Here is a 13,279-nt window from a genome sequence, read left to right as displayed (position 1 = left end):
GGCTAAAGCGACCACATGTTAACTAATGGATAGAAACATGAATTATCGACGGTCACCGAAGATACGCAGTAACATTAAGAACAGGTTAATGAAGTCTAAGTACAGAGATAATGCACCCATAATAGAGTACTTACGCATGGTTTCCCTGTCATCTTCATCAATTTGTGAACCCATTTCTTTCAGTTTTTGAGTGTCATATGCGGTTAACGCAGCAAACAGTAGCACACCACCGTAAGTGATCACCCAATACATCATTGTGCTTTGCAGCCAGATGTTAACTAAAGAAGCAACAACGATACCAATTAGAGCCATAAACAGGAAGTTACCCATCCCAGTTAAGCTACGTTTAGTGGTATAGCCGTAGAAGCTTAATGCACCGAACATCACTGCGGTAATTACAAACGTACCCGCGACGGATTCGCCCGTATAAGCAGCGAGGATCACTGAAATAGTTAAACCCGTTAGCAGTGAATAAAGCATAAACATGCCCGTCGCTGCCATTCCGCTAATTTTTTGCAGTAAGAATGATATCCCCATGACCAAACCAAGTTCAGCGATAATCATTCCAAAAAACAATATTTTATTCGTTGCAATGGTGTAATACAAACCACTGCTTACTGAATACCACGCAACAAATGCTGTCAGCAATAGACCGACTGTCATCCAGCCGTATACTTGCGACATAAATGCCTGAACGCCTGTATTGGCCCTCTGGACAAGAGAATCATTACGTTGATCAAACTGACCCATGATGGTTACCCTTTCGCTAAAAGAAAAATCGACCCAGTAAAAATACTGCAATCGGACAAAATTAACCAAAGTCTAACACATTATTTTGACAATACCATTCGGCAAATTCGTATTTTTTAGGGGAAAAAATGCGATTACCAACGGTTTGCAGACGTTTCATCGCTCTCTTTCGCTTCCACCCAGCGCTCGTTTTCTGGCAAGGTTTCTTTTTTCCAAAATGGGGCTTTTGTTTTTAAATAATCCATTATAAATTCAGCAGCTTGAAATGCAGCATTACGATGAGCACTGGTGACGCCAACAAACACGATTTCGTCTCCCGGTTGCAGTGTACCAATACGGTGGATAACACTGACCCTTTGGAGTGGCCAACGGCCTCTCGCCTCAGTGACGATGTTTGTTAAGGCTTTTTCAGTCATGCCAGGATAGTGCTCTAAAGTTAAGGCAGCTACACTGTCCCCTAAATTATGGTTACGAACCTTGCCTGTAAAGGTCACCACCGCGCCATCACTATCACATTCAGCAAGCCATTGATATTGTTCGCCAACACTAAAGTTATCTGTCTGTACTGCGATATGGGTATTTTCCATTTTATCCCCCTGTGACCGGAGGAAAAAATGCCACTTCATCGTTATCAGTAAGCGGATGAGTAAACGGAACAAACGATTGATTAACAGCCGCCAGTAACTTGCCATCCTCAAGTGCCAATGCCCAGCGTTCACCTTTTTGAGAGAGCGCGTAGCGTAAATCTTCAACTGTCTGATAGTGTTCAGTAATGTCTAAACAGTCTACCCCCACTAACTCACGTACTTGCGCAAAAAATAAAACTTTAATCATCATTCCACCTTAAAATGTCCAGACTTCCCGCCTGTTTTTTCTAATAAGCGAACAGGGCCGATGACCATGTCTTTTTGTACAGCTTTACACATGTCATAAATAGTCAGTGCCGCTACCGAAGCGGCGGTTAACGCTTCCATTTCCACACCAGTTTTACCTGTTAAACGACAGCATGTCTCAATACGAACACGGTTATATTGCTGCTCTGCAGTAAGTGTCACTTCGACTTTAGTGAGTAATAATGGGTGACACAAAGGAATAAGCTGCCAAGTATTTTTTGCAGCTTGAATACCTGCGATACGTGCCGTAGCAAACACATCCCCTTTGTGATGGCTTCCATCAACAATCATCGATAACGTTTCGGGGTTCATCGTGACATAAGCTTCAGCACGAGCTTCGCGGATAGTTTCAGTTTTTGCAGAAACATCAACCATATGCGCCTCGCCCGACGCATTGAGGTGAGTCAGTTGGGACATATTTTCTCCTGAAATCTAAAAGGGTTAACCGCCAATAACAGATAAATTTGGTGTAATGCCGCTATCACCCATATGTAGGAAATGAGTTTCACGTTTATGGTGTAATCCACGCTGTATGCGGGCTTTTAGGTCTTCATTTTGGCTATCATCTGCCAACAAATCCCGTAGAGGAACACCATTTTCACCGAATAAACATAAATGTAAATTTCCTAGTGAGGAAACACGTAGGCGGTTACAACTTTGACAAAAATCTTTTTCATACGGCATGATAAGCCCAATTTCACCTTGATAATCAGGGTGACTAAAGACTTGAGCTGGGCCATCGCTACGAGAGCGAGGCAACATATACCAGCCCTCTTCAATCAAGCGAGCACGAACCGTTTCACCGGAAACATGGTAACGTTGGAAGATATCGCTGCCATCCCCCGTTTCCATTAACTCAATAAAACGTAATTGAATTGGGCGATGTTTAATCCAATTTAGAAATGATTTCAACGCAATATCATTGATATTTTTCATCAGTACGGCATTCACTTTGACTTTCTCAAAGCCTGCTTCAAAAGCAGCATCAATGCCTTTCATCACTTGGAAAAATTTATCTTGCCCTGTAATTGCAGCAAATTGACGAGGATCGAGACTATCGACGCTGACATTAATCGCGTTCAGACCAGCCTCTCTCCATGTTTGTACATCCCTCGCCATGCGGTAACCATTAGTCGTCACCGCTATTTTTTTGATGGCGTCATTTTCATTAATTGCGGCAATAATGTCGCTGAAATCTTTACGCATTGTTGGCTCACCACCAGTAATACGCACTTTTTCCGTTCCCAGTTCAGCAAATGCTGTACTGATGCGACGTATTTCATCTAGTGTTAGAAATTCATGGCGGCCACTGGGTTTATAGCCATCAGGTAGGCAGTATGTGCAACGAAAATTGCAAACATCTGTTATAGAAAGCCGAAGATAGTAAAATTTCCGGTCATATTGATCGACGAGTTGTTGCATAATCACACCTTTCCAAATACGGGAGATGCAGACATTTCTATCTTACACCCTGGTGGCTGTATGCCACGGCCAGTGCATCATATTTGTTTATGCAAACTTAGACGCAAAGGCTAGGAGTTTTATTTGGAACTTAGCCGCTGATTTTGAAAAATAAAATTAGCCACTCTGTTCACTTAATTTCTGTATGGATTCTAGCTGATAGAAATTGAAAAAGCGAATCAGAATTCGATATATATTATATTATACAACGACTTGCATAAGATGAGGTAATTGATTCGAAGCCATTATTATTACTGATAATTTTTTGTTTTGAGCTATAACAATGAATACAATTTCTCATAAAATGATTAACACACCTTATTATTTAATTAAACATTTATTGATGTAGATCTAAAATAAGAGCCCAGTTCGCCATTAAACCAGTGTAAACAAAACTCACACGGCCATTTAATTGCAATTCAATACCTCAAATGCAGTTGCAATTATGTTATGACTCCCAATACCGAAGCCTATCATTTCCAGTTTAGTACGATTTATAGCAAGATTATCTGGTGTATTTTTCCGCATTAAGCACACTTCAATACGGAATGTTCTCTTTTATTGTTTTTTATCACAGTACTTAAGCTAAGAATGATGTTTTATGATAGATTAATGCCCAATTTATTTAGAACCCTTTTTAAGTGCAGCATAAAAAATAGCAGTGGCATATCGGATGAATTTTGCCGTTGTAAACGATTTGGTTATTTTTTGGTGCTAAAAATTAATTGATATAGGAACACTATGCCGAATTGCAGTCTGGCGGATCTCAGGCATGTTGTCGCTCTCGGTGGCGGGCATGGGCTTGGTCGCGTGATGTCTTCTCTTTCCTCTTTAGGTTCTCGTTTAACCGGCATCGTTACCACCACTGATAATGGCGGTTCTACGGGTCGAATTCGTCGGTCTGAAGGTGGGATCGCTTGGGGAGATATGCGTAACTGTTTGAACCAATTGATCACTGAGCCTTCAATTGCTTCTGCCATGTTTGAATATCGTTTTAGTGGTAATGGTGAGCTATCTGGCCATAACTTAGGTAATTTGATGCTAAAGTCATTAGATCATCTGAGCGTGCGACCTTTGGAAGCCATTAATCTCATCCGTAATATGCTAAAAGTCGATGCGCAGTTAATCCCGATGTCAGAATCGCCTGTTGACTTAATGGCTGTTGATGAGATGGGTAATGAGGTTTACGGTGAAGTGAATGTCGATGCCCTGAGTGAAGTCCCGAAAGAACTTCGTTTATATCCAACAGTCAAAGCGACAGGCGAAGCTTTAGAGGCTATTCACCAAGCTGATTTGATCATCATCGGCCCCGGTAGTTTTTTTACAAGCCTGATGCCACTCTTATTGTTAGAAGAAATTGCAAGTGCATTGCATGAATGTAAAGCACCAATGATTTATATTGGTAACTTAGCAAAAGAAATAAGCTCCCCTGCCGCTAACCTTTCTTTACCTGAAAAGTTACAAATGATGGAGCATTATATTGGCTGTAAAAAAATCGATGCATTGATCCTTGGGCCACGCACGCAAATAGATAATATTAGTGGAGAGCGTAAAATCATCCAACGTGTTCTTGAGGCAGATGACATCCCTTATCGTCACGATAGAAAACTACTATTACAAGCCATTGAGGCTGCCATCCAATTAATTTAATTAAGCATTTAAGAATTTAGTTCCTCTTTTTAAGGAGGAATTAAATTCTATTCCTAAAAACTTCATAATTATTTTTCTCTTTTCCAAGGTTTTCATCTATATTATTAATATATGATTTTATAAAGATAACTTTTTAATATTTATGACTAGCAAAATGTGGTTCCATATAATGCCATTGAGGAACGTAAATGCTAAATGATTATTCAAATATTTTAATTCTTTTTCTGACTGTTGGGATAGGATTTATTTTAGGTAAAATAAAGTGGTTCAATGAAAATAGTAATAGTGCAATGACAAAGTTATTACTTAATATCACATTGCCTATAACGCTCATTTTATCTATCACTACTGACTTTTCAAAAAAAGAATTTTTAACATTAATTCCAGCTATTATACTCCCATTTAGCACTATTTTACTGTTAATGTTAATTTCCTTTATAGTTGCTATTATAATGAAGCTCCCAAGGGGAGAACATGGCTTATTTATTGGCCTTTGCTCGATGAGTAGCACTGTTTTTTTTGGTATTCCAATCACAATGGCCGTTTATGGTTCCCATCAATTACCTTATGCATTAATGACATACATAGCACAAACCATTATCTACTGGACATTAGGCATCTATTTACTTAAGAATGATAATAATACCGAAAAATTTAACGTTATAGATACAATAAAAAATATTTTCACACCGCCTCTAATCGCATTTATTATTGGTGTATTTCTATTATTAACTCATATAAAGATACCCAGTTTATTAACATCTTTTTTTGACTATTTAAATGGCATGACTTCACCTCTCGCAATGCTGATTATTGGGGTCATCATTTATCTTACTGGCTTAAAAACATTAAAAATAACCATACCTATTATAGTGATTATTATTTTTAGGTTTATTGTTACACCTTTAGTTGTTTTATTACTTGGCCATTTATTGAATATGCCAATAATGATGATAAAAGTCACAATACTAGTCTGTTCACTACCTATTCCAAATACGACTGTTATCTTAGCAAATAAATATAAAGCCGATATAACACTTGCAACACAAGCTTTAACATTTTCTATTCTTACTTATTTATTATATATCCCTGTTATTTTATATTTTATCCATACAATATAACTGAGCTTAATAATTAACTTATATTTATTAAGGAATAACACTTATGCTAGATCTAAAAAAAATGCGCGTTACTGTCGAAGATATTTACCAAGAATTCCGCCATGATACGGAAGGAGCAAATGCAGACTATATTCCATTTTTAGCCAAAATTGATAGTCAACTTTGCGCATTAGCCGTGGTGACGGCTCAAGGGGATATTATTTCAGCAGGTGATACCCAATACCGTTTTGCTATTGAATCGATTTCTAAGGTGTGTACGCTCGCCTTAGCACTCGAAGACTTTAGCCCTGATGTAATTCAAGAAAAGTTAGGGGCATCTGCGACAGGGTTGCCTTTTAATTCTGTGATGGCATTAGAATTACATGGAGATAAACCTTTGTCCCCCTTAGTCAATGCAGGTGCAATTTCAGCGGCAAGTATTATTAAAGCGCAATCAATAGATGAGCGCTGGCAACGTATTTTAGAGATGCAACGAAAATTAGGCTCTAAAGAGATTACTATTTCTGAGGAATTAAACCAGTCCGAACAAGCGACTAATTTTCATAATCGTGGAATTGCTTGGCTATTATATGCCGCTGGCTACCTTTATTGCGATACAATGGAAGCTTGTGATGTATATACTCGTCAGTGCTCAACACTTATTACCACGGTAGAATTAGCCACTATGGGTGCAACTATTGCAACCGGTGGGAAAAACCCAATAACCAAAGAGCAAGTCCTTAACCCTGATAACTGCCCGAAAATACTCGCTGAAATGACCATGGAAGGGATGTACGACAGTTCAGGCAATTGGGCCTATAACGTTGGGCTACCTAGCAAAAGCGGAGTCGGAGGCGGTATATTAACGATAATACCTGGAGTGATGGCAATTGCGGCATTTTCTCCACCTTTAGACCCAATAGGAAACAGCGTTAGAGGGCAAAAGATGGTCGCAAAACTCGCCAAAAGTTTAGGCTATAATTTATACAAATGCCGTTAGCCTATAATACCCCGCCTTGATTGAACAGCCCCGCTGCCAATAAGCGGCGGGGTAATCTTAACAAATTGTTTTTAATCAATATTTATGAGTTAGCAATAAACTGAGAGCGTATCGCTTGCAGTTCATCTCGCACCCTTGCCGCAGCTTCAAACTCCAAATCTTGCGCGTGTTTATACATTTGGGCTTCGAGTTGCGAAATGCGTTGTTCCAACTGTTTTGTCGACATAGATTGCACATCAGCCATAACATCATTTTTGATGTTATCTTTAGCTCGATTCTTGCCCTTGCCCCCCACTTTGTGACCAATTTGCAAGATATCGCCGACTTTCTTATTAAGCCCCTGTGGAGTAATGCCATGCTCTTCATTGAAAGCCATTTGTTTAGCGCGGCGGCGTTCCGTTTCGGCAATCGCTTTTTGCATTGAATTTGTGACCCTATCGCCATACAGAATAGCTTTACCATTCAAGTTACGGGCGGCACGGCCAATAGTCTGAATCAATGAACGCTCTGACCGCAAGAACCCTTCTTTATCTGCATCCAGAATAGCGACAAGAGACACCTCAGGCATATCGAGGCCTTCTCTTAATAAGTTAATACCAACCAACACATCAAACTCACCAAGACGCAAGTCGCGAATAATTTCAACACGCTCAACTGTATCGATATCAGAATGGAGATAACGTACTCGCTCGCCATGTTCCTCAAGATATTCGGTTAAATCCTCTGCCATCCGTTTTGTTAGCGTAGTGACTAACACCCGCTCATTTTTCTGTACACGAATACGAATTTCAGAAATTAAATCATCAACTTGAGTTGCAACAGGACGAACTTCAATTATTGGGTCAAGTAACCCAGTTGGGCGAACAACCTGTTCGATAACCTCATGACCAGATTTATCAAGCTCATAGTTACCTGGTGTTGCAGAGACATAGATTGTTTGAGGTGCCAGTGCTTCAAACTCTTCAAAGCGCATTGGCCGGTTATCCAATGCGGAAGGTAGACGAAAACCATATTCAACCAGAGTTTCTTTTCTCGAACGGTCACCTTTATACATCGCCCCAATTTGCGGGATAGTAACGTGAGACTCATCAACCACTAATAAACCGTCAGCAGGGAGGTAATCAAATAAGGTTGGAGGGGCTTCACCCGGTGCTCGCCCTGACAAATAACGTGAATAGTTTTCAATCCCTGAGCAATAACCGAGCTCATTCATCATTTCTAAATCATACTGAGTGCGTTGAGTTAACCGCTGCTCTTCTACTAATTTGTGGTTTTCCAATAGAACTTTACGTCTATCAACTAACTCAACTTTTATCTGTTCCATCGCTTCAAGAATACGTTCTCTCGGCGTAACATAGTGCGTTTTAGGATAGACGGTGAAACGAGGAACACGGTGTTGGATTTGACCGGTAAGTGGGTCAAACAAGGATAACCTTTCGACTTCGTCATCAAATAATTCAACACGTAAAGCATATTCATCTGATTCAGCTGGGAATATATCAATAACTTCACCGCGTACACGGAACGTACCACGGGTAAAGGCTTGGTCATTACGTGTATATTGTAGATCTGCCAAGCGACGGAGAATCGACCGTTGATCAATAATCATACCGTCCGTTAAATGCAACATCATTTTTAAATAGCTATCGGGATCACCTAACCCATAAATAGCAGATACCGAAGCGACAACAATGACGTCTCGACGTTCAAGTAAAGCCTTAGTCGCAGACAAACGCATTTGCTCAATATGTTCGTTAACAGAGGCATCTTTCTCAATAAAGGTATCCGAGCTTGGTACATAAGCTTCTGGCTGATAATAATCATAGTAAGAAACGAAGTACTCAACCGCATTTTCAGGAAAAAACGCTTTCATTTCACTGTAAAGCTGAGCCGCTAAGGTTTTATTATGCGCCATCAACATGGTTGGTCGATTTTCTTTTGCGATGACGTTAGCTATCGTAAAGGTTTTCCCCGAACCTGTTACCCCTAATAGGGTTTGATGAGCGAGACCATCTTGTAGCCCTTCCCTTAATTTTCGAATAGCTTCAGGCTGGTCCCCCCCCGGTTGGAAATCAGAATGCAGTTTAAAATCCTTACTCATATTAACGCCCCTTAGCTTATCTCTTGCGTTATAATACTGGATAAAAAACCAGCTTCAAGCCCTGAGATGAAATTTTCTGTAATTAACCATTCCAATAAGTTTATAAAAATGTTATCCCCAAAAAAGTACTTGACCTTTTCTAAACTTTATATTTTATGCTATTGCCTTTTTGCGCCCTATGTTAAATACAAATTGAAGGCTTGATTTTATTTAACCAGTTGAATTTAAAATAAATTAATTTCGAGTCCAGATTCACATCAAATAAAGGCAAAGCCGCTTGTCACCTAGCATAGAACTTGTTTTATAACGTTAATACACAAGGTTATCCACAGAAATAGTGGATAACTCTTGAAGCCCTTAGGGCTCATGCTTTCACGCAATATCTAAAATTTGTTAAATGATAGCTAAATGACAATAAGATGGCAGTTCGATGAAAAAATTTTTACGTAGTATCCGCTACGAAAAAGGGATTTTATCTTTTTTACGAAGATCCAGCAGGTATCTCAGGTGAAAAACTTGACAAAATTTAGGTTGATCACGTTAAAAAGATCGCCAATATAATTAACAATTATTACAGCCCACTATCGCTTTCTATATAGGGGCTGATTCATCATTTTAAAATGTTTGATCAAGATGTTAGTAAAGAAAGATCTAAAAATTGCCCTAATGAGCAGCCCATTATATCTTTGCGATGCGGGATCACACCTAAGCAAGGTGCTTTAATCATATGTTTAAGTGTCTCTAAATACTGTTTTTGGTAATCCCCAGGGGTTTCTACCTCATTAGCAACCCAACCAACCACTGATAAGCCTGAAGCGATAATCGCTTTCATCGTTAATAATGCATGGTTAATACAACCTAACTTAACGCCCACCACTAGAATCACTGGTAATTGCTGTTCGATAACCCAATCAGCGTAAGTCTGTTCATGGGATAACGGTGTATACCAACCACCAGCACCTTCAACTAATACCCAATCCGCTTGCGATTGTAGATGCTGTAAGCCTTTATTGATCACTGAAAATTCGATCGGTTGCTGCAATTTATCACTAATTATATGCGGGGATGTTGGTGCTTCAAATACAATCGGATTAACTGCGCTATAAGGTAATGTTAACCCGCTATTTGCTTGCAATAGTAATGCATCACTATTTCGTAAACCATGTGGTGTAATTTCACTGCCTGATGCAACTGGCTTGTAACCTGCTGTTTTAACACCTTGGCAATTTGCAGACTGCAATAAAGCACAGCTTACGACCGTTTTACCAACTTCGGTATCCGTTCCTGTTACAAAATACGTTTTAGTCACGATAAAGTACCCCAAATACCGTATAATAAGTTAAAGGTAACCCTTGTTCTGTTATCGGATATACAGCCGCAAGCTGTTTTAGGCGCTGGCGTGTCATTAATCCCGTTTTGCGCCCAGCGGTTAAATGAGTTGCCCCTATCCCTTTTAATGAATGAAGTAACTCTGTAATCCCAGAAAAATACAATGTATCTTTTTGAATAGTTAGCTGATTTCTCCATCTTTGGCAGCTATTGCGCATTTGCTGAACTCCCAAAAACACATTAACATGAGGAGCATCATCTAATGCTTTCCAAGCGCTCGATAATTCACTTAATGAATGTTCTCCCAGTGTGGTAAATACCACTATTCCCCCACGTTTAGTCACACGGTATAATTCGCTTAATGCTTGAGTGATATCTTGGCACCATTGGAGTGCTAAATTGGAAAACACGACATCAACACTTTGATCCGCTAATGGGATCGTTTCTATATCTGCACAGATATAATGATCCGCAGCACACTTCCCTTCTGCAACATCTAACATCCCTACAGAAATATCTAACGCTGTGACTTGGTAACCTTGAGCTGTAAGTTTTTGACTGAAATACCCCGTGCCACACCCCGCATCCAACGCCCGTAATGGCGCTGAATGTGGCATTAATGCTAATTCGGATGTCAGTTGCTTCAACAGCTGTTCTCCTGTTGCTTGCTGGTAGCTAGCAACAGAATCGTAATTTTTCGCAGCGCGGCCAAAAGCAGCCGCTATTTTATGCTTTTCACGACATAGAGACGAAATCATCTAAAGTCTCCAATAATTGATCAATATCTTGACGTCTATGGGCGGCACTTAATGTGATCCGTAGCCTAGCACTTCCCACTGGCACTGTAGGTGGGCGGACCCCGTGAACCCAAATATTTCTATTACGCAAAAAATTTGCGAGTTGTTGGCTAGCTTGGTTATCACCAACAATTAATGGTTGGATAGCCGTCTTTGAGTCGGCTAGTTTCATCCCATTGAAATTCGCATTATTTCTAAAGTATTTGATATGTTGGTTAAGATTAAAACGCGCTTCATCTGCTTGCTTGATTTGTTGCATCGCCGATAAAATGGCGACGGCCTGTGCAGGCGGCATTGACGTGCTATAAATTAAGTGGCGTGCAGATTGCTCCAAAAAGTCAGCGGTTTGCTGGCCACAAAGTATTGCTGCCCCACTTAAACCGAATGCTTTACCAAACGTCACCACTAAAATTTCAGGCTTAACTCCCTGCTCAAAGCAGCTTCCACGTCCTTGCTCACCTTTAACTCCAATCCCATGAGCATCATCAACCATCAGCCAAGCTTTGTGTTTTGTGGCGATTTGTTGTAATTGTCGCAAAGGCGCACTATCGCCATCCATGCTGAATACCCCTTCAGTGACAGCAAGAGTTTTCCCTGTAATAGGCTTAGTGATTAGATGTTCTAGAGATGATGTATTATTATGATGAAAGCGACGTAATTTAGCCCCTGAATGCATCGAAGCTTCGATGATTGAAGCATGACTTAATTTATCTGCTAAAATACGGTCGTTTTGTGTCATCAACGCCGTGATCACAGCATGGTTGGCAGCAAAACCCGAAATAAACAACAATGCCTTTGAATACCCCAACCACTCAGCAAGTGCCGTTTCGAGCTCATCATGTGCTTTGGTGTAACCAGTAATATGGCCTGAGCCACCGCTACCGACCCCATATTGATTTGCTCCTCTTTGCCAAGCTGCAACAACCTTAGGATGGTGAGTTAACCCTAAATAGTCATTGGATGAGAAGTTAAGATATTCTTTGTCTGCCAGATAAAGTGACCGGCCATCAGCCCGGTCAATACATTGACGTTGCCGCCAGATCGACGCTTGTTTACGCTGTTCAATCTGTTCTTCGATGAATGATTGCCAAGACATTATACAACAGCGTTATAAAATTGTGGGTTATCTGCGGTTAGCAACGTTTCGGCTAGTTTAGCCGCTTGCTGGTTATCTCCCTCATCCGTTTCAATTCGCTCTGGGTTAATGTTTAGTTTGTTAAACAATGCGAGGTCTTTGTTCTCGTCTGGGTTAGGCGTTGTCAGTAATTTACAGCCGTAAAATACTGAGTTCGCTCCAGCCATAAAACACAGCGCTTGAGTCTGCTCATTCATATATTCTCGACCAGCAGAAAGCCTCACATAGGAGGTTGGCATCATGATCCGAGCCACTGCGATCGTACGTATAAAATCAAAGGCATCAACATCTTCATTATCCGCCATCGGCGTCCCTTCGACTTTCATCAGCATATTGATGGGAACACTTTCTGGGGGCTTTGGTAAATTGGCAAGTTGCACTAAGAGTGCAGCACGATCACTCACTTTTTCCCCTAACCCTAAAATCCCGCCTGAACACACCTTGATACCCGCATCACGCACATTTTCTAAAGTATCTAAACGGTCTTGGTATGTACGTGTTGTAATAATATTGCCGTAATATTCAGGAGAAGTATCAAGGTTATGATTGTAATAATCCAAGCCCGCTTCTGCTAAACGCTGGGCTTGGGTATTATCAATCATTCCAAGTGTCATACAGGTTTCCATCCCTAACGATTTAACCTCTTTAACCATCATTTCAAGATAAGGCATATCCCGTTCTTTAGGGTTACGCCATGCAGCCCCCATACAAAAACGCGTTGAGCCTGCTTGCTTCGCTTTCTTAGCTGATTCTAAAACTTGTTGTACTTCCATTAAACGCTCAGTTTCTAGCCCCGTTTTATAACGAGCACTTTGAGCACAATATTTACAATCTTCGGGACAAGCCCCTGTTTTAATTGATAGAAGCGTACTCACTTGCACTTGTTGGGGATCAAAATTTTGCCGATGAATTTGCTGCGCTTGAAATAACAAGTCAAAAAAAGGCATTGAAAACAGTTCATTAGCTTGTTTTATTGTCCACTGTTTTAATTGGCTCACGGGAACTCTCCAGTTGAAAAAGTTGTTGCCAGTTTAAATATTGCGATTATCATGTCAACTAAAAT

13 protein-coding genes and 1 riboswitch are annotated in these 13,279 nt (G+C 40.3%); of the genes, 3 read left to right on the top strand and 10 right to left on the bottom strand.

Going from position 1 to position 13,279, the window contains the following annotated elements; genetic code table 11:
• Positions 1 to 42: 42 nt before the first annotated feature.
• From ACPEH5_RS04485 to moaA, 5 genes are all read right to left on the bottom strand, one after another.
• A complete protein-coding gene (locus tag ACPEH5_RS04485) occupies positions 43 to 750 on the bottom strand; it encodes a Bax inhibitor-1/YccA family protein (RefSeq protein ID WP_048606499.1) in 708 nt (235 codons plus the stop codon).
• Positions 751 to 884: 134 nt separating this feature from the next.
• A complete protein-coding gene (gene moaE, locus ACPEH5_RS04480; protein ID WP_042846600.1) occupies positions 885 to 1,337 on the bottom strand; it encodes a molybdopterin synthase catalytic subunit MoaE in 453 nt (150 codons plus the stop codon).
• A gap of 1 nt (position 1,338) precedes the next feature.
• Positions 1,339 to 1,584, bottom strand: coding sequence for a molybdopterin synthase sulfur carrier subunit (gene moaD, locus ACPEH5_RS04475; protein WP_042846601.1), 246 nt, complete (start codon positions 1,582 to 1,584; stop codon positions 1,339 to 1,341).
• On the bottom strand, positions 1,584 to 2,060 hold the full coding sequence (moaC, locus tag ACPEH5_RS04470; RefSeq protein ID WP_042846602.1) for a cyclic pyranopterin monophosphate synthase MoaC: 477 nt from the start codon (positions 2,058 to 2,060) through the stop codon (positions 1,584 to 1,586). Before moaC ends, moaD begins: the two co-directional genes overlap by 1 nt.
• 24 nt (positions 2,061 to 2,084) lie before the next feature.
• Positions 2,085 to 3,065, bottom strand: a complete 981-nt coding sequence (moaA, locus tag ACPEH5_RS04465; RefSeq protein ID WP_042846603.1) for a GTP 3',8-cyclase MoaA — start codon at positions 3,063 to 3,065, stop codon at positions 2,085 to 2,087.
• Positions 3,055 to 3,194: riboswitch (molybdenum cofactor riboswitch) on the bottom strand. Its footprint overlaps the gene before it by 11 nt.
• Positions 3,195 to 3,845: 651 nt before the next feature.
• Between moaA and ACPEH5_RS04460 the strand changes: the two genes are divergently transcribed.
• The 3 genes from ACPEH5_RS04460 (at position 3,846) to glsA (ending at position 6,854) form a co-directional block, all read left to right on the top strand.
• Positions 3,846 to 4,754 carry a gluconeogenesis factor YvcK family protein gene (locus tag ACPEH5_RS04460; RefSeq protein ID WP_042846604.1) on the top strand — a complete coding sequence of 303 codons (909 nt, stop codon included), beginning with the start codon at positions 3,846 to 3,848 and terminating at the stop codon, positions 4,752 to 4,754.
• Between the two features lie 188 nt (positions 4,755 to 4,942).
• Positions 4,943 to 5,875 carry an AEC family transporter gene (locus ACPEH5_RS04455; RefSeq protein WP_166686719.1) on the top strand — a complete coding sequence of 311 codons (933 nt, stop codon included), beginning with the start codon at positions 4,943 to 4,945 and terminating at the stop codon, positions 5,873 to 5,875.
• Between the two features lie 43 nt (positions 5,876 to 5,918).
• Complete coding sequence (gene glsA / locus ACPEH5_RS04450; protein ID WP_048606494.1) at positions 5,919 to 6,854, top strand: glutaminase A; 936 nt, start codon at positions 5,919 to 5,921, stop codon at positions 6,852 to 6,854.
• Between the two features lie 82 nt (positions 6,855 to 6,936).
• Here the strand turns inward: glsA and uvrB are convergent, their stop codons facing one another.
• From uvrB to bioB, 5 genes are all read right to left on the bottom strand, one after another.
• Entirely contained in the window at positions 6,937 to 8,955 is a 2,019-nt protein-coding gene (gene uvrB / locus ACPEH5_RS04445) for an excinuclease ABC subunit UvrB (protein WP_048606492.1), read from the bottom strand.
• A 628-nt stretch (positions 8,956 to 9,583) separates the two neighbouring features.
• The gene (gene bioD, locus ACPEH5_RS04440; RefSeq protein WP_071547846.1) at positions 9,584 to 10,264 is read right to left on the bottom strand and encodes a dethiobiotin synthase; all 681 of its coding nucleotides are present in this window, start codon (positions 10,262 to 10,264) and stop codon (positions 9,584 to 9,586) included.
• On the bottom strand, positions 10,257 to 11,042 hold the full coding sequence (bioC, locus tag ACPEH5_RS04435) for a malonyl-ACP O-methyltransferase BioC (RefSeq protein WP_166686718.1): 786 nt from the start codon (positions 11,040 to 11,042) through the stop codon (positions 10,257 to 10,259). The genes bioD and bioC overlap by 8 nt, the downstream gene beginning before the upstream one ends.
• A complete protein-coding gene (gene bioF, locus ACPEH5_RS04430; protein WP_166686717.1) occupies positions 11,020 to 12,177 on the bottom strand; it encodes an 8-amino-7-oxononanoate synthase in 1,158 nt (385 codons plus the stop codon). The genes bioC and bioF overlap by 23 nt, the downstream gene beginning before the upstream one ends.
• The gene (bioB, locus tag ACPEH5_RS04425) at positions 12,177 to 13,214 is read right to left on the bottom strand and encodes a biotin synthase BioB (RefSeq protein ID WP_042846611.1); all 1,038 of its coding nucleotides are present in this window, start codon (positions 13,212 to 13,214) and stop codon (positions 12,177 to 12,179) included. Before bioB ends, bioF begins: the two co-directional genes overlap by 1 nt.
• Positions 13,215 to 13,279: the final 65 nt, after the last annotated feature.

This window comes from Providencia sp. NPDC089933, assembly GCF_049545585.1.
GTDB classification, from domain to species: domain Bacteria; phylum Pseudomonadota; class Gammaproteobacteria; order Enterobacterales; family Enterobacteriaceae; genus Providencia; species Providencia huashanensis.
The sequence above is the reverse complement of the archived record's forward strand: the minus strand, read 5'-3'. Positions and strand labels throughout refer to the sequence as shown.